We start from the raw sequence: 20,898 nt of genomic DNA on the forward strand, positions 1-20,898 counted from the left end.
GCGGTGCAGCGCTATTTCTTCTGAATACCTGCAGCCGCAACCGTCTTGACGACCTCCAGAGCAGCGCCGGAAGGCATACCGCCCTGAGTCAGGCCACGGTAGACACCGGCGAGCATGGTGCCGAGGGTGATGCCACCGGCCAGCACCGTCGCCCGGTCCGCTGTCTCATCGGAGACGATCGAGGAGATCATCTTGCCGAGGTCGTCCTCGGCGCTCATGACTCCACCGACTTGAGTTCATCACGGCCCAACAGGGCGATCTCGCGCATCATCTCACCGAGAGTAGCCGGGGTGAACGACGCATCGTCAGGGTCCATCAGCCGCTCGTACATGTGCTCGTGAGACTCTTCCGACATGTGGTTGCGAATGAACAACCCCACGAGGTCGTTCTGCAGCTTCTGCGGGACGTACTTGCCGGCGGCCAATGCGAATCCGGCGAGGGCTTGCTCGGTCGGCTTACGGACTTCCCAGTCCTCACCGTAGAAGTCGGTGAGGAGCTCGTGCGCCCACGGTTCCTTCTCCGCGACCGCCACAGCAGAGGCAGCGGGAGCAACCTCCCCGGACTCGTCGAGGTCGATCACCTCAGGAGCGTCGGACTTCTCCAGCCCGAGCTTGCGCTTACGTTCGGCGAGATCCGCCTCGTCGCGGGCGATCTTGGCGGGGTCGTCAGAAAATGCAGTCATGGAGGCCGTCCTTGGTAGTGCCAGCAGGTAACACCGGCAGGCTAGAGACGGACCGTGCACCGATCAGGCGAGTCCATCGGCGCGCAGCACCTGCTCGACCGCGTTACGCAAGAACGGACGCGGCCTAGTCCCCGGATGATTCACCGACCGGACGAACACAGGCTGACCGTTGCTGCCGGGGAACTTCAAGTACTGCCCGTTACGCGCCCGGATCACGTGCGGACGTGTCCCGTCATGCACCGCCGCCGCATAGTCCGCGGTCGCCGTAACACCAGTCGTCACGCGGAAGGGCCCGGAGAACACGATCGGGTCCTCCTGGATGGAGCGGCCCAGGAACCCGGTGCGGACCGGGACGTTCGTCTTGGCCTGCGCCGAGATCCGGCGCGTGAGGGACGCGGCCTTGCGAGCCAGGATCGGCTGGACCTGCTGACCCAGCCGCCCCTGGTCGAGGTGAAGCTCGTAGCGTGCGTCAGCCAACGGTCTGACCGTGGTCGGCGTACCACAATTCGATCAGCTCATCGCGGCTGTGCTCATCGGTGAAGGGCACTTCCTGGAAGGTCAGGAACTTCGCCCAGGTGTCTCGGCTTTCGTTGCGTCCAGGCACGTCGATCTCCTCCACCACGGCAGCTGCCTTCGGGGCTGGCTGCGACTCGACCGCGTCGTCGGCGACCACGCGGATGAACCCCTTGGAGATCAGTTTGTCGACGAACTCGGTCCGGGTGACCGTGCGCCGGGCGCCGGTCCCCAGGAACGTCGACGGGGTGATCGTGCCCTCGACAGTGATGCGCTGTGCCATATCAGACTCCTCCGTTCAATTGGACGTAGCCGGTGCCGATGTACGCCACCACGCCACCTTCTGGCCCGTAGGGCACGATCGAGTCGATCGCAGTGTTCAACCCGCATTCGGACTGCATGATCTTCGACATGGCCCGACACAAGGCGAGGTCGATCCGCCACGAGTCGTCGATGCCGATCTCCGCCTCGGTCGCGTAGTCATCCCACGACGGCTCCAACTCGACCACTGCGCAGCGTCCGACGCCGACCTCGATCGCGACCGCAGACGGCAGCCCGCACGGAGCCGGACCGACGAACGGGGCCGGGAATGCCTGTGTCCGGTATCGGCGGACGAGACGCACCCACAGGAACGGCTCACCGCAGTTGTCGCCACCTTCGGCGTGTGCGTTCCACGCTGAGAGTGGGATCGCGTCCCCGGCGAACACCCGGACGTGCTCGGTACCGCCGCCGAGCGGCGGATACTCCGAGCCCGGGGCGAATGCTTCCCGAAGCGCGGTGATCAGCGCGTTGATGACACAGTCGACGTCGTTCATCGCACCGTCGGCCTTTGCTGTAGCGCGGTCGGATTGACTGCGGCGAGCCACAGGTCGATCTCCGAGAGACCGGTCTTACCGGAGGCGTAAATATCTTGCGGGTCCACCATCTGGTAGCTGACGTTGTTTCGCGTCATCGACTGCACACGCCGCGGCAGCCGGCACTTACCACCGGAACACGCTGCGAGGAACTCCTTCGTCAGCAACCCGACGAGCACCCCCACCCCGGCGGGTACGGGCACGCCACGTGTGTAGGTGACCGACCACGTGCCATCACTCCCTGACGGGGCGCTCAAGTCTTGGTTGGGCCAGTCCGGGCCGTCGACGCGGTACAACCGATCACCCTCGAGCCGGTACGCAGCCTCGTCGAGGGTGACCCCAGCGACCGTGACCGAGAGGATCTCACCGACCGGTCCGGGCAGGTGCACGACCCGCGGTCCGGACGCGGTGCAGGAGCCGGGGCAGTTGCAGGTGATGTTGCGCCACTGCCCGTCGTCGAACACCGGGAACCAGCCAGGACCATAGGTGCCGCTGGTCGTTGAGCATGCCTGCGGGCACGGACGTGCGATCACCGGGCACTGCCCGAACTGTCGGCCGGACAGCGCCCAGAGCACCGACACGGCGAGGTCCTCAGCGAGTCGTTGCTTCACGCGCTCCTCGGGGGTCGCTGCCTCGGGGAGGCAGGACCGGTCGATGGGCCAGGTGCAGGACATGGTGGTCACGGTAGAGATCCGCAGTGCAGACCATCTGGGTGTTACGGCAGGTCACGGAGTAACGGAAGATGCGACGGATGGGATGTTCCGGGCATGACCAATCCTCAGCCTGAATCGGGCAAGAAGAAGCGCTGGCCGCTCGTCCTCGGCGGCGTTGTGGCGGTGTTCGTCGGCCTCATTGTGCTCGGGTTGATCGTCGGCCCTCAAGAGGAGGAAGAGCCGGCACCTGCTGCGGCGGCCACAACGGAGGCCACGACTACGCAGGTGGAGCGCACCACCACGGCGCCGACCAGCACCAGCACATCAACAGCAGCGCCCACAACGACCACCGCAACCACAACCACGACCACCGAGGCTCCCCCGCCCCCCGCTACAACCACCGCGGTGGCAGCACCGGTCGCGCGCTTCACCGATCCACGCTGCGCCCCCGCCGACCCCGGGATGATCGAGTGGATCAAGGCTGGCCTCACCGATTCGACCCTCATCCTCGACAACACGGCCGTGATCGACGACGGCGGACTTCTGTTCATCGGTGCATCCACGGTGCGGCCGGATGGGAAGTTCGAGAACCGGTCGGATGTGTGGATCGTGCAGGACTCGATGCCGTTCTCGTCCACAGGTGGCGCACGCTCCACGACGTCGTGGCCGAAGGCGAGCGACGTTCTGGGGATCTCTCCGGGAGATGAGCGGGTCCAGGCTGTGGATTCGTGTGTCGTAGAGCTCTCTCGCGGTTGATTTTCCAACGCCCAATAGCAAGAGCGCCCCACCTCACGAAGAGGTGGGGCGCTACGCTTGATGCGCCCCAAACCTATTTTAATTAGGTCACAGTTGCAGTATGGTCTGGGATAGTCGCGCGCGCCCCCCTGTTTCGCGCGACCCTGTTCCACCGTTCACCCCCCGAGCGGTGAAACCCAGCCCCGCCGCCCCGTGACTTCATACCGGGACGGCGGGGCTTTCGAAATATCCAGACAGTAGGGGCATTTCATGTGACCATGAGCGTTGTCGGTCTGTGCGCCCGCAGGGGGATGCACAGACCGTCGCCACGAAACGATGATCACCGAAGCAAACCGATCACATCGAAACAGACCAAAGGGTTTGATTGAGATTGTGACCCCAAAGCATTGGCGATGGACACGCGACGAGCCGCTGTTCGACGATTCCAAATCTCCACTCGGTGATGTGGTCATCCTGGTGGCAACAGGCATCACCATCGCATTGATGGTGCTTGCGTATTACCTGGCACGGTAGACCCATTGGCGCCGCAACAGCCATTGGACGGATCGGCCACTGCATCGATGCGGTAAGCGGCCGTCACTCAGACCACTGCACCCCGAACCACCGCGGACCGACGTGCGGCGGCCGTTCAATCACGGCGTCGCACAAGCGGCACTGGTACGTGCGATGCCCCGTCGCGTCCGGCGTGCAGGTGCACGGCACCCATCCAACGAGGACACGGTTCGGCCCGAGCGGGTGCCCGTTCGGACACTCAGTCGGTGCGCGCTCGATCGACAACATTCCGTTATCGTCGCACGCGTGTTCGATTCGAGGTAGCGTTCCATGCGCGGGCCGGTGGGACTCTCCGGAGTCCGGGAAGCACCGGCCCGCACTCTTCAACCCGGCGTGCTCGAGCATCCCCATGAACCGCAGCAATATCTGTACGTCCTCGGCATCCATGTCTGGTTGGACGCAGCGCGCGGACGATCGGTTCCCCCTCTATCCCACACCACCCATCGCCTGGGATATAGGCTGCGTCAGTGCTGCTAACGGACACTCCAGCCTGGTCGAAAAAGAAGCTCGGGAGGCTCGGGCGCGCCTTAGCTGACGGCTCGGTACCACCCGAGAATTGCCCCGCCTACGACGACGTCATGCTGTGGCATCACGAACTTGCCGCCACGATCGCCGACGAGGTCGCCTCCCGCCGTTGGGAATCGTCCGCGGGCATCGAGCTAGAGGTTTCGTCTCGCGGTAAGACAATCGACACCCTGATCCAGAAGCTACGTCGCCCCCCACTCATCCCACTCGACCAGGTTCAGGACCTTGCCGGCGTACGCGTAGACGCGGATATGACGCTCAGTCAGCAGACTGCGTTCGCGCACGAACTCGCAGCGCACTACGAGGTCGAAGAGCGATGTCACCGGGACCTTCGCGCAGACCCACACAGCGGCTACCGCGCCTACCACCTATGGCTACGGGTGCCTGCTGGTCGCGCCGAAATCCAGATCCGCACGGAAGGCCAGAGCGCCTGGGCCAACACCTACGAACGCATGGGAGACACATTCGGTCGGGGGATCCGATACGACGAAGCTCCCAGCAACAGGAATGTCCAGAAACTCGTCGAGATAATGCACTCCATGTCTGAGATGCTCATGCGCATCGAAACGCAGCGGGACGAACTGAGCTATGGCCAGCAGGAGGCAGAGGCGAGGGCCGTACTGGATGAAAGCCCTCACCCAGAACTTCACGTAGGTCTGGCCATCACACTGGAGTCGATCGAGCGGAGGCGTCGCGATTATGACCAGCTCCACGCCGACCACCTGGCTCAGATGGACAAGATCCGTCGTATGATCGAGGACCTGGAGGAGGTGTCCTGAGTGCCTAGTTTCGTCATCGAGTTCAATCGTCGCACTCGCGATCGTCGGGTCACTGAGTTCAACGGCCCCACTTCGAGTCGGGATGCGATGCGCCGTCGCCTCGAACTGGAGCATGCAGGACGCGAGAAGGATGTGGAGATCGTGGCTCTGACCAGTGGATCTCTTAAGATGCTGAAGAAGACACACGCCCGATATTTCACCGGACGTGAGTTGATCAGCCATTGATCCGCTCCCCTGACGACTGAAAGCGCCCCACCTCACGAAGAGGTGGGGCACTTTGTTTGCGTGCTACCAGCTCTCGCGAGCCGTGAACACGTTGCGGCCCGTCGCAGGGCACTGAGTGGTGATGTAGGTGTCGCCACGACGGTCCTGGAAGTTGTGCTCTACGAACACCCACGGGCTGGTTCGCTCGTCGGTGATCTGTTCGGTTCCGTCGTGGCGCATCGCAATGTGTTGCCTGCATCGGGGGCACGTCTGAGTTGTCATGCTCATCACATACTCAATACCTGCCGCGGCGTTACCGGGCCACCTATAGGGATGCGTTACGAGCGGGTGTGGCTCAGGCCCAGCCGCCAGCGACCAGAGCGTCCCGCCACGCCTTCGAGGCGAGCGCGTACGCGTAGTCGTTCATGTGCAGCTGGTCGCCCTTCAATCCGGGGATGCCCTCGTTCGGCTGCACCGGCAGTACACCCAGTGCGGTCCGCAGGTTCGCACCGGGAATCACATCGGGATTGCTCGTGAAGTGATCGAGCGCATCCTGCCAGCCCGGCATCAACTCGCTCTGATACCAGTCCTCGAGACCCGTGGTCGCGCCGTAGCAGGTGAAGCCCAACGCGACCTTAAACCCACGGTCCAGCCAGAACTGGGTGGCGTTGATGAGTGCCTGCGCATACTTGGCGCGGGGGGCGTTCATCGTCTTGTCGCCCTGGCCGATGGAGATGATCGCCCACTTCTCGTCGTAGTCGACCGAGCGTCCCGCGACCTGCGCGGTGGCCGCTGCGAAGTATCCGTTCGGGTCGAACCGACTATCCCCGTCCTTGTAGACGTACCCCTCGACCTCGTGCGCAGCCGGGACTCCGATGTACACCCATGGCACCGAATCCGCACCGGTCACATCTGATGTTCCAGTCGGGGCAACGGTCGAGTTCCCCGCCGTACCGGCCGGGTAGTTGCACTTCCACAGTCCACCACCCGACAGGACATAGGAGCCGCGGCCCACCGCGATACCCGACACCCATGCGCGGATGTGCCCGCACCACGACGATGTCGCCGAGGTGGAGCCGACCGCAGTGTTGACCACGTCCGTCCACACACCGAGCTGCCCGAGCAGATCGGACAGCAGGGGCCACCACGACCGCGATGCGGCCCCATTCGGGGCGACCGGGTCGATCAGCGGATAGCCGTACTCGGTATTGAACGAGCGCCACAGACCAGAGCCGACCTCGTTCGACTGGCCGGGTCCGACCGCGATCAGGACAGACTTGGAGGTGGACAGGAACTCGGCCTGCGAGATCGGCGAGGACGGATTCTCGTACAGCTTGCGGGCCACCTGCCCGATGTTCGAGGGCAATCCGGCATCCTCGAGCACCATCAGATGCAGACCCTTGAGCTTGGACGCCATCGTGGTCGCGGCGTTGATGACGTTTCCGGACGAGCCGAAGTTCCACGTCGATGACGGTGCGGTCGTGCCCGTGTAGTAGTTCGGGTACGACCCCGCCAGGAGCCCGTCGATGAACACGAACACCGAGCGGGTGGGGGCGTCGATCGCAAGGACGACGTGGTGATCGGTACCGTCGAACACGACCGGGGTCGGCATGATCAGGGCCGACACGAGCCCGCTGGAGGTCGTGATCAGGACCCGCACCTGTCCGGTGCTGCGCGCCGAAATGTAGACGCCCTGCCTGGTCGAGGCGTCGGCGTTCCCCATCAGGGGCGGATTGCCGGCGGGCTGCGCAGCGTTGACCGTGAACGCGAGAATCAACGAGTCCGTGGCGAGATCGAACGTGGTCTTGTCTGCGGAGATGCACACGCCCTTGCCGGTGCCGTCTCCGGTGCTGATGTACCCCTTGTTCGCCCACAGTGCGGTGGGGCTGTAGGTGGCGGCAGGAATGATTGCGTCTGCGCCGTTGCCGGATCGGTCGATCACAGACGTTTCGATGGCCTGCGTTCCGGTCAGGAGGAATCGGTACGGGGTCGCGGGAGTGGACATCGACAGCTTGTCGACGTACTTGCGGCGGGCGTCAGCCTTCGCCATGCCGAGGGTCACGGGATCCATCACTGCACCTCGATCTCGGTCAGGTTTCCGGCTGTGTCGTAGGTGTAGGTGCGGGTCACTCCAGCGCGGGTGTCCGTCGCCACCGATCCGTCCGGGTTGTACGTGTAGGTGGTGGTGATGCCGTCTTCAGTCACGGAGGACACGTTCTCGCCGTCGTAGACCACCGCAGTGGAGTCGGGGAATGCCCGCACATAAGTTGCGTTAAGGCTCGATTCCGAGAGCCGGCCGTCGAGCTCCTCATGAGCATCAACGATGCCCTGCTCAATATGCTCGAGATTCTCGGCCATGATCGGGGTCGACCGGTCCGGCAAGTTCTTCCAGTCTGCCCGCGAAGGTATATAAGCCATGATCGGAGTCCTCCTCCACAACGGCCCCGAACCAACAAGGTCCGGGGCCGTCGCAGTGCAATTGATCTACGGGGTTTCGAGTGCGACGACACGCGCAGCGAGCGCTGACAATGCGGCCTGTAGCGTGCCCACCTCGATGCCGTTGGTGGCATCAGCGGCGACATTGACCTGCGCTGCTGTGTGCGTGTGCGAGGCAGGGGCCGCCCCGACCTGTGCGGCGGTGTGCGTGTGGTCGCCCGCCGCCGCCGTGGTGCCCGTGGTGCCCAGCGCCAGATTCGAGTTGCCGGTGCCCGCGCCGATCGCGGTACGTGCAGCGGCGGCGTCCGCCCCAGCAGCGACCACAGCGGGCTTACCGCTGATGTTCGCCCACGTTGCCGCCGCTGGAATTGGGGTGTTGCCAGCGAGCGCTGTGGTGGCGGTGGTGCCGATCACGGGCGGGAACGTCGACGGCTTACCCGACACCGACCCCCACACCGCCGTCGACGCTGCCGCCGTCACAGCGGACTGCGCCGCCACAATCGCAGCGTCCCGCTCGTTCAAACGCTCAGCCGACAGTGGTGTCCCACCAGCCTGACCGTTCTGCCAATCATTGAGAGCCATACTCAGTTACCTCCTGGGTAGAGCGCCGCGCCGGGGAAGGTATCCGGTCCCGGCACGGCCGCTAAGGGGTGGAAACACACACGGCCGGGTCACCGGCAATGTCGGCAGCGGGTTCGGCAGCGGGGCCACCGAAGTAGTAGTCCGGTGCGGTGAACATGGTCGGGATGTCCAGCGGGCAGCATTCCTCGCCCGGGGTCGGCTCCGGAGGAGCGACCGGGGTGCGCTGGATGACCAGATGCTGATCATCCGTGACTGGGGTGAGCAGGCGACCCGGCGTGTTCGCGGCATCGGTGGGGACAACGTTCCACGGGCCACGGCCCCACTGCGGACCGGCGAAGGTGATGCCGGTGAGCGTGAAGTTCGCGACCGACGCCGCGATCTCAATGTCACCGAGCGTGAACTCAGTACCGAACGTCAGGAAGTAGCCGTACGACTTCCCCGTCGACGCCGACGCGAAGATCGAGTCATCCTCCGGGGTCGGGCAGTCGTCCCCGGCCTTACCGCCGGCCCACACCTCGAGCGCGACACCGTAGTCGGACTCGACACGACGCTGGTCACGGACACCAACGGCGTTACCTTCCCAGTCGAGTTCCTGCTCCCAGCCGTTGAACAGCGTGATCAGGCACGTGTTTACCTGGCAGAGGGTCAGGGTGAGGTTGTAGTACTTGCGTTCGGGCGGGGTGCGCTCGGCAACACAGACGCGGCCTTCCGCGTTGCGCTGCTCCAGCTCTTCCGCTTCCTGCATGACGGGGGAGATTGCGAGGGACACCCAGCCGTTCGTCACCGCGTAGTTCGCGGCGCCAGACACTGGGAGACCACACGAGTTGACCTTGGTGGCCCGCAGGCGTGTGCCCTTGACCACTGGGAAAACAGCCACAACGGGCTCCTTTACGGTATGCGTGTAGGAACGGTGAGGCCGTCAGTTCGACACAGTAGGGCGGCGGGGTGCAGTCACTTCCTCAGCAGGAACAGGAAGTTCAAAGCCCCGAGGATGCACACCAAATACAGCAGGCCGCGGATCGGATGGAACCACTCGATTCCGCCGGTCCAGTAATAGACGGCGAGGAAACTGCACAGCGACGCGAGCGCGACCATCGCCGCCATCAGAGCCTTGCCTTCGCTGAATTCGGTCCACTGGATGCGGGAGTACCCGAGGACGAACATCCACAGCGACACGGCGAGCGAGGTGATCAGGATGTTTGCGGCGGTCTCGGCGCCGGCCATCGGAAACAGGAGTAGCCCGATCGCGAATACGGCTGCCGCGGTGAGATAGCGGGGTGTAAGCCACCTATCCAACCCGCGGGTCAGCCACCTATATCGCTCCATCAGCATCTCCTCCGAACAGTTTGGCGAGACGCTCACCGATATGGTTCTTCTGCTTGATCCGCTGATGGCGCACCGTCACCTCGTCGACGAGCGACCAGGCCGACCGCACGTCGTCGAGGATTTCTCGGGCATCGGCCGCGCCGGCCTGCGCGGCGGCGACGGCGAGTTTCGATCTACGCATCGGGCGACCCTCCATCAGCAGGGACTCGAGGTAGTGCTTCCAGAACTCTCGCGCCGCCATCGGCATGCGTGAGAAGGTGCAAGACTTGCTTCTGCGACTCGGACAGCGCTTCACGCAGGTAGAGGTTCTCGTCCTCGCGATACTTGAGCGCCTTGTCCATTCGGGTTCCCGGGACGAGACGGTCGGTGACGACTGCGATGAACACGCCGACGAGGAGCACGGTCGCCCCGGTGTCGACCAGAGGGAAGCCGAGGACAGTGAGGTCCACGGGTTACTCCGTCGGGGGCTGTGTGAGTTCGGGCTGGTCTGCAGTCTTGGCGGGTGCAGCCTTCTTGGCTGGTGGCTTCTTGGTTTGGGCAGACTTCACTGGTACCGGCTTCTCGTCGAGAAGACCAGCCTCACGGGCGTCCTGCTCGAGCACAACGTACGACCGGCGGGTGCCGGATGTGTCGGTGCGGATCAGGCTCGGATGGTCGACAGCGGCGAGCAGCGCTCGGAGCACGTGGCCGCGTTGCGTGCTGTCGGGGGTGACGGTGGCGAAACCGTCCTCGATGACGATCTCCACTCCTGCGGGCATCGGGATCACGCTCCAGTCTCGTCAGGAAATACGTCACCGGCGGGGAACAAGTCGTCACCGGGGAACGGGGCACCGCCGTCATCTCCGCCAGCGGCCACGGTGACGGCTGTGACGAGGCATTCGTAGCCGATGACCAGACCGCGTTCGGCGATCGCAGCCTTGATGTTGTGCCGTTCGTCGAGCGTGGACCGGACCACCAGAGGGTCTCGCCACACGGTGACCGGACCCGTCGCCACCAGTGAGGCTCCGAGGGTGTCCTCGTATCCAGCGCCGAACGCCCACGTGTGACCGAGAGGCGTGCGCAGGATCGGGGATCCGGACGAGCGGATGATCAGGTTGGCTTGCGCGGCGAACGCGGCGAAGCGGGCCGAGGCGTGGATGGTGCCGTAGAAACCGGCTTCACCGAGAGCGACCTCAAGGGCGCCGACGGCGGCGACGATGCCGGCCACCGTGGTCGGGGTCGCATCGGCGGCGAGCCGTGCCCCGAAGTGCGCTTCGGCCAAACCTTGTTCGTGCAAGCGTGCGTTCTGGAGGGCTCGTTCTTCGTAGGCGGTGAAGTCTTCCAGCGGACCACACTCGTCGTAGCCCCAGATGACGAGGGGCTCGAACGGTTCACCGGGCTGGGGGCGGTCGCCGGATTTGAGGGCATCCATTGGAGGGGTGGCACACGGGTCTGCGAGCCAGGTGCCCCAGCCGGTGGCGCAGTTGCGGGGCCGGATCTCGACGCCGCCGGACAGGAACCGGGACGGCCCTGTCTCATCGATGAGGGTGGCCGCCGAGTACAGCCCGACCCCGATCGGATTGACCGGAGGCGCGTCGTAGTCGACGGGGAGGAGAGAGGTCGGTGCAGTCACAGCAGGCTCCTGGGGATGTCGGGAGGGTGGATCCCGGAACGGGTGCGGGACGGCCTCACGTGCCGCACCCGTTCCGAGTCACAGCCCCGGCGACCTTCCGGTCACCGGGGCGGTCCTATCAGGGAGTGACGACCGGCGTGTTGCAGGCAATCGTCTGGCGTTCCCCGATTGCGCCCGACGGGCAGATCGGCACAGTCACGTTCAGCGACTGGTTGCAGCGCTTACCGACGGCGATGGCGTCCTCGGTGAAGAACTGCGTGTAGCGGTTCACCTGGAGCTGTTCCTTCGGGTACATCACACCCAGCTCGATGACGTTGCTCAGCGACCGGAACCAAGTTCCTGCCGGGTAGAGCAGCACGTTCACGGTGCCGGGGTAGATGACCGTCTGAAGGTTGCCGGGCTGGCCCACACCGCGGGTCTGCCAGTCACCGACGAACTGGAGCGCGATGTTCCGCGCTGCCAGCCAGCCGTCGATCTGGGCGTCGGTGACGGCCTTGGTGTCGGTGCCCTGCTGGTTGGCGAGGTCGGCGCGGATGACCTCGTGCAGCCACGACGGTGCGACACCCTCGATGGTGGCTTTACGCCCCAGACCACGGTCCAACCGGAGGTTGGTTGCCATCAGCGCGAGGCTGTTGAGCACCGAACTGCCGGCGGCGATCTGCGCGTCGACCGGGATCGTGATGGCGGTGGAGCCGGTCACCATGTCGTTCACAGTGCGCCGCGACAGGGCACGGAAGTGCTCCTGGGTGAGCGAGCGCATGAACCACTCGATCAGCTCCGGCCACCCCTGGTTCTGCAGGATGCCCGCATTGACGCAGTAGCCCACGGCGTTGAGTCGCAGTTCCTCGAACTCGTCGGGGCACGGGATCTCGACGCATTCCTTGACCGCCGTCGGGTTGCCGTCGACGTCGACTGCTTCGAGCTCCGGTTCGGTGAAGAAGAACTGGAACGAGTTGAAGATCGCCGACAGGTCCGGTTCGACGGGCCAGCGCACACCGCCGCGGCGGATGGCGATCTCCGGCAACGACAGGAGGTCTGTTGCCTGCGGGACCTCGCAGAAGTCGTAGAGCTGTTCGGAGGGGGCGCACCAGCCGCCGGCCGCGATCAAGGATCCGTTGGGGAGGTTCCGTTCGTCGGTGGCCTTCTCGATCGCGGCGACGAGTTCGTGGCTGGTCTCGACCAAGGGCATGTCGCGGTCGAGGCGGCCGAGGGTCTGTCCGGAGAATCCGCCGCGGACCGGTCGGCTGGAACGCACCCGGCTGCCGGGGCGGACTGCCTCTACTGCTTCGGCGAGATCAGCGAACCCGACCTTGCCCGGCTTGAAGCCGAACACGTTGGAGTCCATCCGCCAGCCGAGTTCCTTCTTCGACTGCGTGGCCGGCACCTTGGTCTTGCGTCCGGTGGCGGCTGCCGAGAAGTTGGTCTTCTTGCCGGATGCGGCCACGGAGGCGGCGTCGTTGGCTGCGGCTTCTGCCTCGTCGACGACAGCGGCAGCGTCCTCAGCGGACACGCCCTCGTCTTCGTCGGCTGCGGCAGCCTCGGCACCCTCACCCTCGGCATCAGCCTCAGCGTCGGTGTCTCCGGCGACCTGAGAGATCAGGTCCTGGGCTTCGGTGCGGCGTGCAGCCTCGGCGGTCTCGACCTCGGTGATTGCCGTGTCGATGGACGTGATGCTCGTTGCGACGGAGCGGAGCTGTGCGAGCTGTTCCTCGGTGAGGTCCTCGCCGCCTTCGACGATGGCGCGCAGTTCGTCGAATGCTTCGTTTGCCTTGTCACGCAGTTCGCCCAGTGCGGCCAGGTCGGTCGGCATCTGTTCGGGCAGTTCGAACGGGTCCACGGGGACTCCTCAAGTCGTTTCGGTTAGGTCACGACGCTGGAAGTGCCCGAGGCCCACAGCCGTACCGGGTTCAACCTGCTGTCTGGTTCGAGAGAGTAGAACCGCGGGGTGCAGAGCCCGGGCGGACGAGAATCGTCCCGGCACCGGGGAAAGGGTGCCGGGACGATTCCGTTGTTGTGCTGGTTCAGGTGGGGGTGTCGGCCACCCGGACGATGGTGCCGCCCCCCGCCCGGCGGATCTCCCGCTTCGCTTCGAGTGGGGTGAGGTAGCTGGCCTCTTCACCTGACGGCAAGGTCACCTTGTAGGTGTACGACTTCGCTGTCGTTCCGCCACCGGCCAGTGTGGATCCTGCGCGTTTCCCGCAAGCGCATCCCATTTACTTCGCTCCGATCGTCTTGGTGATGAGGGACCGTGCCTCACGGCGGCGATCCTGTGCCGCGAGTACGGCCTTCGCCTGCTCGTTGCGGCGCTCCTGCGCCCGCATCTGCCGGACCACCGCCTGACCCAACGCCTCCACCTGAGACGGGGACAGCACCGCCTCCGGGCGGCGGTTCTTACGGGGGCCGAGGGAGGCCACCAGCGTGGTCGGGCGGTCCGCTTCGTCGGAGGCTCCGGCAACGAGGACCGGGAACCCGGGTGTATTGACGGCCAGTGCGGCGACGAGCTCCAGGTTTCCGGCGATGGTCCGCCAGTCCCCGGACAGTGGCGCCGACAACCCTGCCCGGACTTGTTCGTCCGACGCTGTGGGGTGTGGGATGCCGGAGAACCAGATGCCGTGCTCATCCTCCCCGACCCGCACGAGTGCGAAGCATGTGCCGGTGTGGTCGTAGTGCTCGGCGGCTGGGCGGGCACCGAGGCGTGGCCCGGCGTGCCCCGTACCTACGGTGAGCCGCCCGACCGGCAACCGACCATCGGTGGTAAGTACCGGCGGAGATGTGTGGAAGTGCGCGTAGTCCGTCTTCGACCGCGGCGCGACGACACACTGATCGGTGATCCCGACGTGGCACTGACCGAAACATGCGAGGTGCCCGTAGATGCGGCCTGTCTTCGCGTCGTACGTGACCGGCGTCGGGCCCTCCAGTTTCGGGTCGGCGAACAGGCTGGCGTCGTAGGTGTCGTCGACGGGCCGTGCCGCTGCCGCGACGAGGGACGCGACGACTGCGACGTCCTTCGATACCCGCTCCGAGTCCAGCTTCAGGGTGGTTTCGCCGAACGCTGGGGTGGAGACGAGGGTGACACCCATCAGCTTCGCGCTGGTGACCGTCTCGAACACCTTGAGTTCCTCACCGGATTCGTACGCTTCGTCCCACATCTCTTCGGTGATCGGTTCCCCGACCTCGTTGGTGTAGATCCAGTCCGCGTCGCCGAGGTCCACCGAGGGGCCGGTGACTCCGTGTGAGAGCTGCCCGGCTGCCTCGTCGGCTTCGTCGGTGTTCAGCAGGTAGCCGGAGGCCAACACTTGGGTGCCGTCGACGCGTGAGGTCTCGATGACTCCGACTGTGTAGGCGTCGAAGTGTCCGCCGGAGGATTGCTTGGTCCACATCAACGGGAGCGGGAATTCGCGGAATCGGAAGTCCATGTCGGCGGCGAGGATGCGCCGGTCGTCGGTGGGTGTGCCGAGTACCGCGACGATCGAGTCGGTGAAGGTGCGGAACGTTTCGCCCGTGTCCTCCACCTCTACCTCGGTGTCGGTGTCCTCGACGTCGACGATGTCGGTGGTTTCTTCGTCTGCCATGTCGTCCTCCGTGTTGATGGATGCCACCCGACCGAGTCCGGCAGGGTCCTCGCGCGCCCGGATGTTTCCTTCCTCGGCGCGACGTTCGATTTCGTCTTCCTGGGATCCGGCGCGGTTGCGGACGGTGGAGTCGCCGGGGCCGCGTTCGGTGTGCCGGTCCTGCTCGCCGGGTAGGGCTTCGTCGGTGGCGAGGACGGCAACCCTGCAACGACAGTTCGCCGACTCCTCCACCGGACCTCGAGGATCCCCAGGGAAACGCATCTGTGATCGGCCGACCGTGAATGTGGACCCGAGGGGCACCCGCTGCCCGTCCGCAGCAAAATGACTTTTGCGTGTTCGGGAATCCAGCGTGCAAATCCAGGTGGATTCGAGCTCCTCCCCCAGGACCTCATTGCGCAGCGTCGCGGCCTCGATCGTGGCGTGGGACATAGCGCCGGCTGATTCGGTGCGGGCCACGGTCATTGCCCGACCCGTCCAATCCCCAGTCGCCGGGGACAGGAACTGCTGAACCCGTGTCCGCTGCTGCGCGGACCCTTCACCGGCGGCGATCGCTTGGTCGAGCTGCACTGTGATGTCCCGGAACACCGCCTCCGGTGTGTTCACCATGCGGTTGCGGACCTGCCCGAGATACTCCGACTGGATCCGCCGCACCGACGGGAGGGAGGCGAGGCGCCGGTCCAGGTCGGTGATGTCGGAGGTGGGGACGCCGAGGGAGGATGCGACGATCTTGCGGGCCTGACGTGCGAGGCTCGTGTTCGGCAGTTCCTCGGTCGGTGCCTGTCGGGTGGGTCGTTCCCGATCCGGCTCTTCCTCGAGGATGTCTTCGAGCACGGCGCCGGATGCGGTGAGGACTGCGAGGAGTTCGTATCCGTAGATCAGGCCGAGGCCGTAGATCACGGCCTGGTCGAGGGCGAGTTCCCACCATCCGGCGGTCGCGGGTACTTGGTCGGGGTCGGGTGGGAGTTCAGCAGCTGCGGTCAGGGATGGGAGGACCGCGGCGCGGACGTGCGGCAGCCACGCTTCGAACGCTGCCATCGTCAACGCTGAGATCGCTGTCTCCGCGTCCAGTTGCGTGGAGAGGGCTCGGGCCAGGTTGTCCGGGTACATCCGTCACGCTCCTGACAGTTCGTCGACTGCGTCCTGCTCTACCCACATCGTGATGGTGCGGCGGTCGAACCCGAGGCGTTCGATCGCGGGCCACGGGACGGAGGTGTCCCAGCCTTCGATGAGTTTGGGGACGTCGGCGACGGGGACTTTGGGGAGGTTGCGGTGGGCGAGGTGCATTTCGATGTCTCGGAAGTGGTCGGCGTTGGCGCGGTTGCGGCGCCGTTTGTTGGCGAGTTCGAGGGCGCGGGCGGTGAAGGTGTCGACGAGGGCGATGACGGTGGCGGAGCTGGTCACTGTGTCGGGTTCGTCGGTGGAGTCCGGTTGTGTGGCTGGTTCGGATTCGGGGAGGGTGTCCGGCTCCTCGGGCGATGTGGGGGTTTCGATCGCTGGGGTCGGCTGTGCTGGGGCTTGGATGTCGTCGACCACGCCACCGAGCAGTGGCGCGAGTGTGGGGATCAGGGAGACGTCCGCGGCTGCCTTGTCCCTCGCCAACTGTTTCCACCCGTCCGGGGTGGTGAGGTCGTAGGCGTCCTCTTCACCGAATCCGGAGTACTCTCGCAACGCTTTGGAGGTGATGGCGCCGACGGAGTGCGCGGACTGCGCTTCGGCCTTCTTGTCCGGGTCCTGCGTCAAGGGTGTGGTGTCGTACCAGACCACGAACTGTGTCGGGTCGATCCCTTCCCGTTCGAGGACCGGTCGCAGGATGAACTGGGTCAGCGACGCGACGATGGTCTTGAGGACCGGCACGACGTGGACCTTGACGTCTTCTTCGGCCAGCAGCCATGCGCTCCAGTGATTCGAGCTGGTTCCCAATCCGAGGAGTTGTTCGGGGGCGACGTCAAGGGACATGGCGAGTCGGCGGATCGCTGCCTCGCGGGTCTTCAGTGAGGTTTCGGCGACCGTGGAGTCGAACTTGACGTGCTTGACCTTGTCGGTCCACTCCCCCGGCACTGAGGCGATGATCGGCATGAACGCGGCCATCGACTCCTGGTCCTTGTAGGCGGTGGTGCCGACTTGGTAGAGGAGGTCCTGGAGTTGTTGTGATGCGGACGGTGTCGCGTAGGGCACTCCGTAGTCCGGGCTGGGGGCGTCGCCTGCCATGGGGGTGGCGCCGGGTGCGTCCTGCCCTGGGAGGGACATTTCCTGTGGGACGAACACGATGCCGTTGCCGACGAGGCGGGATTTGCCGGCGTTGTCGATGGACTTGGTGGTGCGGACGATTTCGAGCAGTGCGTCTTCGGCTGCGCGGACTGGGGAGTCGGCTTCGGAGGCGCGGCGGGGGTGTGGATTCCATACCCGGAACAGCACATCGCGGGTTTCGTCGTACATGTGTTTGGTGTTGTCTTGGAGGGTGAACTCGAGGTCGTCGGATCCGGAGGCTTTGATTTCGTCGCGGGAAAGGACGACCCATTCCTGGAATTCCATCTCGTCGCGGTCAGCGGCGGAGAGCGGCGAGCCGTCCGAATAGGTTTCGACGGATGATCCGTCTCGGATGATCATCGCGACGAATCCTTCACCGGGGACAGTCAATGCTGCGGCGAGCCGTGTGAGCATCAGGGATTGTCCGGAGACACCGCCTGCGATGTCGCGGACGATTCTCTGGACGACGGGGTTGTCGGTGGCGCCGGTGGGGAGTCCAGTTACTGGGTCGATTTCGGAGCCGATGAGGTGGCAGCGGCCTACGGAGGCGGAGCGCCAGCCGACGTAGTAACGCAGTTCGCCGACCTTGTCGAGGAACTCCCAGGCTTGTTCTTGCCAGTTGGAGCCCGATGATCCGATGGAGGATTTGAAGGACTTGGAGGGGTCGGTGATTTTCTGACCGGCAGCGGTCAGCGACTCCCCGTATCGGGAGCGGCGTCGGATCTTCACTCTGCGGGCCACAGCCAGAAGGTAGTGGCCGACGGTGCAACGGTTCGTGCCATCTAGTTACATCCTGTGCCGCCCAGTCACGTCTCTTGATCCGCAGTAGCGCGTCGGCGCTTCGCGATGCCGTACAAGTTCGTGCCGCCGTACGCGAACGCCGACAGCAGGAACCACCACTGCCGGGTGGCGATGGCATAGGCGACCCACGCGACCTGTACGACGATGCCGATGAGCGGGCCGGTCAGTGACTGGGAGCGGTACACGAAGAACAGGCCGGTGACTCCGACTGCGGTGAGAGTGAAGGACCACCAGAGTGTGATCATGCGTCCTCGATTGTGAGCAGGAGGTCGAACGATGCCTTGAGGTGTCGGGCGTCGGCGAGCGCGTCGTGCTGCCCGTCCACCTGATCGGGTAGGTCGGGTGCGCCGCGGTCGCGCCAAGCCTGTTGGAATTCGCGGGTGAACATCGGCAGGCCTTTGGGGAGGCGGATCATGCGTCCCCAAAGTTGGGCGAGTGCGACGTGGTCGTAGGCGCCGTAGTCGGCCCACAACTCGATCTCGCTGTCGGTGTCGGTGTGCGCGAGGAGGAATTCGCGGACCTCGTTGGCGATGACCCACTTCGGCTTCACCAGAGTTGAGGTGGTGTCGAGCGACCAGGACCACCGATGCGACCCGAAGCTCTTGCTGGGTTTGCCGCCTCGGAGGGGCAGGTGCGGGATGACGTTCTGGCAGAGCCAGTCGTACTTCGAGATCCGGTCCACGGGCATGTCGGAGTTGACGGCGTAGTACTCGCGTCCGTCCTCGGCGACGATGCCGATGGAGATCAGCTCGATGGTCGAGCCGTCCTCGAGAAATTCGGTGTCATACCAGTAGCGCATCAGGCGTCCTCGATTTCGATTTCCATGTCGCTGTCGTCGAGCTGCGCGGCCAGTCCGGTCAGGTGCGACGCGGACAATGCGAGGAGCGGCCACACCCACAACGGCAGCCCGACAGCCCACAGCACGAACGGGGCGGTGATGCCGGCGATCCAGATGGACACGCACCAGGGGCAGGAGATGAAGTACGCGAGGGTCGACTCGGGGCCGAACCGGCGCAGCAGGTAGATGCGTGGGGTGTCGAGGATGGTGTCGGCGTTGATGAGTCGGGTAGCTCGCATGACTGCGAGCACGTAGAGGGTGAGGATGAGGAGTGTGAGACCGTCCATGGCGCGCAACGGTAAAGACGCACCGTGCACCCGCTGGGCTATGCGAGTTTGCGGGTCATCCAGTTCGGCGCCGGACTCGTAGGCATGGTGCGGGTCGGGTTGCCGAGGCTGGAGGTGCGGCCTCCGCGGGCGATGAGCCGGTCGTGGGCGATGATGGCGGCTGCGACCCTGTCGGGTTGGTGCTGCCCGGTCTGCCACGTCACAGCCTGCTCGACGAGTGTGGTCATCTCGTCGGTGACGACGCGGCATGTGCCGACCTCCACAGCCTGACGCAACAAGGCGGATCGGGCGACCGCGTCACCCTTCCCCCGCCACGCATGCACCTTCAAGTCCTCGGTACGGCGGAGTGCCTTCGCTGTCTCGACATCCTGGCCGTCGTAGTCCTTGCGGAGCGCGTCCCGGTACGCCTTGATCGCACGCTTCACCACATTCACATACGTGGTCCCGGCGGTATAGGTCTCGATGGCGATCTCGGAGGCGTGGGTTTCCATCGCCAGCTTCACCGCGGCCTGCCCCCACTGGTCGGACGTCATCTGCTCGGACCGGTCATGGGTGAGCGCGACTGTTCCGTCCGGGAGTAGGGCGGCGGCGATGATGCCGGCCTCGTCGCCTTCTCCGGTTTCGGCGGGGTCGACGGCGACGATCCGCATGGTCGAACGCTCGGGATGCTGCTCGAGGCGATGGGTGTCGAACCATGCCCGCGAGAAGAGGCCGCCCTCGGCTGGGGTGGGGTTGCCTTGGTACAAGGCGTACCAGACACGCTCCCCCACCTGACGGCGCCGGGTCGCGAACTGCTCTGCGGTGCGGCCCCGGGCGGAGTCCATGACGACGCCGGGTGCGCGGCCGAGTTCGTCGGTGATGCCTACCTCGGAGATGGCGGGGATGTTGATGTGCCGCCAGGTGCGTTGCTCGGGTGGGAGTTCCTGTTCTCCGGCGAGGATCTCCCCCGATAGGTCCTGTTCGTGCCAGCGTGTTTGGATGACGATCACGGACGCATCCGGGGACAGCCGGGTCAGGGCCACGGACTTGAACCATTCGGACACCTTGCGGCGGTGCGCGACCGAATCGGCTTCCTGCATGTTTTTGTAGGGGTCGTCCACAATGAGCAGGTCGGCGGCCTTGCCGGTCACCGACGAGCCCAATCCGACGGCCTTGTATCCGCCCTTGCCGCCAGCTACCTGCCACGCCGAGACGGACGTCGACGCCGGATTCAAGCGCAGCCCGAGGAGGTCCTCCACCGGCTGTCCGGTGATGGCGTCGACGGCTCCGGTGCCGGCGGTTTCGATCCAGCCTCTGGCTGCGCGTGAGTGGTCTTCGGCGAGGGAGTCTCCGTAGGCGGTGACGATGACGCGGGTATCAGGATTCAGCTGGAGGGCGCGTAATGGTGCCCACACGGCGCACAGGGTCGACTTCCCTTCCTGCGGGGGCATCGTCACCAGCAGGTTGCGTTGTGGCTCTCGGATGACACGCTCGACTGCCCGGGAGATCACGTCCACTGCGGGGGTGATGACGAAGTTGGGGTCGGCGGCGGCGGCCAGCTCAGCAGGGTGTGTGTATCGGCCCTGTATGACTTTCCGGGTGTGCTGCGCCTGGAGGGACAGCATCAGAGCTTCCTTGCGTTCTGGGGGCCAGCCGTGGGTGTGCTCGGTCAGTTTGGCGATGGCGGCCGTCTTGTTCAC

At 65.1% G+C, this 20,898-nt stretch carries 26 protein-coding genes; 3 read left to right on the top strand and 23 right to left on the bottom strand.

Annotated features, from left to right (window positions below; genetic code table 11):
- Positions 1–11: 11 nt before the first annotated feature.
- From EV641_RS16250 to EV641_RS16275, 6 genes are all read right to left on the bottom strand, one after another.
- Complete coding sequence (locus EV641_RS16250; protein ID WP_132473034.1) at positions 12–218, bottom strand: hypothetical protein; 207 nt, start codon at positions 216–218, stop codon at positions 12–14.
- Positions 215–682: a hypothetical protein gene (locus EV641_RS16255; RefSeq protein ID WP_132473036.1), complete on the bottom strand. Its 468-nt coding sequence runs from the start codon at positions 680–682 to the stop codon at positions 215–217. Before EV641_RS16255 ends, EV641_RS16250 begins: the two co-directional genes overlap by 4 nt.
- Before the next feature lie 63 nt (positions 683–745).
- Positions 746–1,159 (bottom strand): hypothetical protein, encoded by a 414-nt coding sequence (locus tag EV641_RS16260; protein ID WP_241997273.1) that lies wholly within the window; start codon positions 1,157–1,159, stop codon positions 746–748.
- Positions 1,152–1,478 (bottom strand): hypothetical protein, encoded by a 327-nt coding sequence (locus EV641_RS16265; protein WP_132473038.1) that lies wholly within the window; start codon positions 1,476–1,478, stop codon positions 1,152–1,154. Before EV641_RS16265 ends, EV641_RS16260 begins: the two co-directional genes overlap by 8 nt.
- 1 nt (position 1,479) lies before the next feature.
- Complete coding sequence (locus tag EV641_RS16270) at positions 1,480–2,010, bottom strand: hypothetical protein (protein ID WP_132473040.1); 531 nt, start codon at positions 2,008–2,010, stop codon at positions 1,480–1,482.
- The gene (locus tag EV641_RS16275; protein ID WP_132473166.1) at positions 2,007–2,723 is read right to left on the bottom strand and encodes a hypothetical protein; all 717 of its coding nucleotides are present in this window, start codon (positions 2,721–2,723) and stop codon (positions 2,007–2,009) included. Before EV641_RS16275 ends, EV641_RS16270 begins: the two co-directional genes overlap by 4 nt.
- A 93-nt stretch (positions 2,724–2,816) precedes the next feature.
- Between EV641_RS16275 and EV641_RS29855 the strand changes: the two genes are divergently transcribed.
- From EV641_RS29855 to EV641_RS16285, 3 genes are all read left to right on the top strand, one after another.
- Positions 2,817–3,458: a DUF2510 domain-containing protein gene (locus tag EV641_RS29855; protein ID WP_241997275.1), complete on the top strand. Its 642-nt coding sequence runs from the start codon at positions 2,817–2,819 to the stop codon at positions 3,456–3,458.
- Positions 3,459–3,830: 372 nt separating this feature from the next.
- Positions 3,831–3,971 (top strand): hypothetical protein, encoded by a 141-nt coding sequence (locus EV641_RS29260; RefSeq protein ID WP_158289182.1) that lies wholly within the window; start codon positions 3,831–3,833, stop codon positions 3,969–3,971.
- Positions 3,972–4,588: 617 nt separating this feature from the next.
- The gene (locus EV641_RS16285) at positions 4,589–5,314 is read left to right on the top strand and encodes a GTP pyrophosphokinase family protein (RefSeq protein WP_132473042.1); all 726 of its coding nucleotides are present in this window, start codon (positions 4,589–4,591) and stop codon (positions 5,312–5,314) included.
- A 288-nt stretch (positions 5,315–5,602) separates the two neighbouring features.
- Here the strand turns inward: EV641_RS16285 and EV641_RS16295 are convergent, their stop codons facing one another.
- From EV641_RS16295 to EV641_RS16380, 17 genes are all read right to left on the bottom strand, one after another.
- Complete coding sequence (locus tag EV641_RS16295; protein ID WP_132473046.1) at positions 5,603–5,800, bottom strand: hypothetical protein; 198 nt, start codon at positions 5,798–5,800, stop codon at positions 5,603–5,605.
- 73 nt (positions 5,801–5,873) lie between these two features.
- Positions 5,874–7,589 carry a hypothetical protein gene (locus EV641_RS16300; protein WP_132473048.1) on the bottom strand — a complete coding sequence of 572 codons (1,716 nt, stop codon included), beginning with the start codon at positions 7,587–7,589 and terminating at the stop codon, positions 5,874–5,876.
- Entirely contained in the window at positions 7,589–7,936 is a 348-nt protein-coding gene (locus tag EV641_RS16305) for a hypothetical protein (RefSeq protein WP_132473050.1), read from the bottom strand. The genes EV641_RS16300 and EV641_RS16305 overlap by 1 nt, the downstream gene beginning before the upstream one ends.
- A 66-nt stretch (positions 7,937–8,002) precedes the next feature.
- Complete coding sequence (locus tag EV641_RS16310; protein ID WP_132473052.1) at positions 8,003–8,536, bottom strand: hypothetical protein; 534 nt, start codon at positions 8,534–8,536, stop codon at positions 8,003–8,005.
- A 61-nt stretch (positions 8,537–8,597) separates the two neighbouring features.
- Positions 8,598–9,413: a hypothetical protein gene (locus EV641_RS16315; protein ID WP_132473054.1), complete on the bottom strand. Its 816-nt coding sequence runs from the start codon at positions 9,411–9,413 to the stop codon at positions 8,598–8,600.
- Positions 9,414–9,487: 74 nt separating this feature from the next.
- Positions 9,488–9,862: a hypothetical protein gene (locus EV641_RS16320; protein ID WP_132473056.1), complete on the bottom strand. Its 375-nt coding sequence runs from the start codon at positions 9,860–9,862 to the stop codon at positions 9,488–9,490.
- Positions 9,849–10,043, bottom strand: a complete 195-nt coding sequence (locus EV641_RS16325) for a hypothetical protein (RefSeq protein WP_132473058.1) — start codon at positions 10,041–10,043, stop codon at positions 9,849–9,851. The genes EV641_RS16320 and EV641_RS16325 overlap by 14 nt, the downstream gene beginning before the upstream one ends.
- Complete coding sequence (locus EV641_RS16330) at positions 10,036–10,311, bottom strand: hypothetical protein (protein ID WP_132473060.1); 276 nt, start codon at positions 10,309–10,311, stop codon at positions 10,036–10,038. Before EV641_RS16330 ends, EV641_RS16325 begins: the two co-directional genes overlap by 8 nt.
- A 3-nt stretch (positions 10,312–10,314) precedes the next feature.
- Positions 10,315–10,620: a hypothetical protein gene (locus tag EV641_RS16335; RefSeq protein WP_132473062.1), complete on the bottom strand. Its 306-nt coding sequence runs from the start codon at positions 10,618–10,620 to the stop codon at positions 10,315–10,317.
- A gap of 5 nt (positions 10,621–10,625) precedes the next feature.
- Positions 10,626–11,474 carry a hypothetical protein gene (locus tag EV641_RS16340; protein ID WP_241997277.1) on the bottom strand — a complete coding sequence of 283 codons (849 nt, stop codon included), beginning with the start codon at positions 11,472–11,474 and terminating at the stop codon, positions 10,626–10,628.
- A 118-nt stretch (positions 11,475–11,592) separates the two neighbouring features.
- Positions 11,593–13,311 (bottom strand): major capsid protein, encoded by a 1,719-nt coding sequence (locus tag EV641_RS16345; protein WP_132473064.1) that lies wholly within the window; start codon positions 13,309–13,311, stop codon positions 11,593–11,595.
- 376 nt (positions 13,312–13,687) lie between these two features.
- The gene (locus EV641_RS16355) at positions 13,688–16,153 is read right to left on the bottom strand and encodes a phage minor head protein (RefSeq protein ID WP_132473068.1); all 2,466 of its coding nucleotides are present in this window, start codon (positions 16,151–16,153) and stop codon (positions 13,688–13,690) included.
- Positions 16,154–16,156: 3 nt separating this feature from the next.
- Positions 16,157–18,034 (bottom strand): hypothetical protein, encoded by a 1,878-nt coding sequence (locus tag EV641_RS16360; protein WP_241997278.1) that lies wholly within the window; start codon positions 18,032–18,034, stop codon positions 16,157–16,159.
- A gap of 65 nt (positions 18,035–18,099) precedes the next feature.
- Positions 18,100–18,339, bottom strand: a complete 240-nt coding sequence (locus EV641_RS16365; protein WP_132473070.1) for a hypothetical protein — start codon at positions 18,337–18,339, stop codon at positions 18,100–18,102.
- Positions 18,336–18,893 (bottom strand): 3'-5' exoribonuclease, encoded by a 558-nt coding sequence (locus EV641_RS16370; protein ID WP_132473072.1) that lies wholly within the window; start codon positions 18,891–18,893, stop codon positions 18,336–18,338. The genes EV641_RS16365 and EV641_RS16370 overlap by 4 nt, the downstream gene beginning before the upstream one ends.
- The gene (locus EV641_RS16375) at positions 18,893–19,219 is read right to left on the bottom strand and encodes a hypothetical protein (protein WP_132473074.1); all 327 of its coding nucleotides are present in this window, start codon (positions 19,217–19,219) and stop codon (positions 18,893–18,895) included. Before EV641_RS16375 ends, EV641_RS16370 begins: the two co-directional genes overlap by 1 nt.
- Before the next feature lie 38 nt (positions 19,220–19,257).
- A complete protein-coding gene (locus EV641_RS16380) occupies positions 19,258–20,898 on the bottom strand; it encodes a terminase family protein (RefSeq protein ID WP_241997280.1) in 1,641 nt (546 codons plus the stop codon).

Origin of the sequence: Rhodococcus sp. SMB37 (assembly GCF_004345605.1) — a bacterium.
Classification (GTDB): domain Bacteria; phylum Actinomycetota; class Actinomycetes; order Mycobacteriales; family Mycobacteriaceae; genus Rhodococcus.

Excerpts from the sequence above, each read along its gene's own strand:
- EV641_RS16250 (WP_132473034.1), bottom strand. The coding sequence starts at position 218 with ATGAGCGCCGAGGACGACCTCGGCAAGATGATCTCCTCGATCGTCTCC.
- EV641_RS16255 (WP_132473036.1), bottom strand. The coding sequence starts at position 682 with ATGACTGCATTTTCTGACGACCCCGCCAAGATCGCCCGCGACGAGGCG.
- EV641_RS16265 (WP_132473038.1), bottom strand. The coding sequence starts at position 1,478 with ATGGCACAGCGCATCACTGTCGAGGGCACGATCACCCCGTCGACGTTC.
- EV641_RS16270 (WP_132473040.1), bottom strand. The coding sequence starts at position 2,010 with ATGAACGACGTCGACTGTGTCATCAACGCGCTGATCACCGCGCTTCGG.
- EV641_RS16275 (WP_132473166.1), bottom strand. The coding sequence starts at position 2,723 with ATGTCCTGCACCTGGCCCATCGACCGGTCCTGCCTCCCCGAGGCAGCG.
- EV641_RS29855 (WP_241997275.1), top strand. The coding sequence starts at position 2,817 with ATGACCAATCCTCAGCCTGAATCGGGCAAGAAGAAGCGCTGGCCGCTC.
- EV641_RS16285 (WP_132473042.1), top strand. The coding sequence starts at position 4,589 with ATGCTGTGGCATCACGAACTTGCCGCCACGATCGCCGACGAGGTCGCC.
- EV641_RS16295 (WP_132473046.1), bottom strand. The coding sequence starts at position 5,800 with ATGACAACTCAGACGTGCCCCCGATGCAGGCAACACATTGCGATGCGC.
- EV641_RS16300 (WP_132473048.1), bottom strand. The coding sequence starts at position 7,589 with ATGGATCCCGTGACCCTCGGCATGGCGAAGGCTGACGCCCGCCGCAAG.
- EV641_RS16305 (WP_132473050.1), bottom strand. The coding sequence starts at position 7,936 with ATGGCTTATATACCTTCGCGGGCAGACTGGAAGAACTTGCCGGACCGG.
- EV641_RS16310 (WP_132473052.1), bottom strand. The coding sequence starts at position 8,536 with ATGGCTCTCAATGATTGGCAGAACGGTCAGGCTGGTGGGACACCACTG.
- EV641_RS16320 (WP_132473056.1), bottom strand. The coding sequence starts at position 9,862 with ATGGAGCGATATAGGTGGCTGACCCGCGGGTTGGATAGGTGGCTTACA.
- EV641_RS16325 (WP_132473058.1), bottom strand. The coding sequence starts at position 10,043 with ATGCGTAGATCGAAACTCGCCGTCGCCGCCGCGCAGGCCGGCGCGGCC.
- EV641_RS16335 (WP_132473062.1), bottom strand. The coding sequence starts at position 10,620 with ATGCCCGCAGGAGTGGAGATCGTCATCGAGGACGGTTTCGCCACCGTC.
- EV641_RS16355 (WP_132473068.1), bottom strand. The coding sequence starts at position 16,153 with ATGTACCCGGACAACCTGGCCCGAGCCCTCTCCACGCAACTGGACGCG.
- EV641_RS16365 (WP_132473070.1), bottom strand. The coding sequence starts at position 18,339 with ATGATCACACTCTGGTGGTCCTTCACTCTCACCGCAGTCGGAGTCACC.
- EV641_RS16370 (WP_132473072.1), bottom strand. The coding sequence starts at position 18,893 with ATGCGCTACTGGTATGACACCGAATTTCTCGAGGACGGCTCGACCATC.
- EV641_RS16375 (WP_132473074.1), bottom strand. The coding sequence starts at position 19,219 with ATGGACGGTCTCACACTCCTCATCCTCACCCTCTACGTGCTCGCAGTC.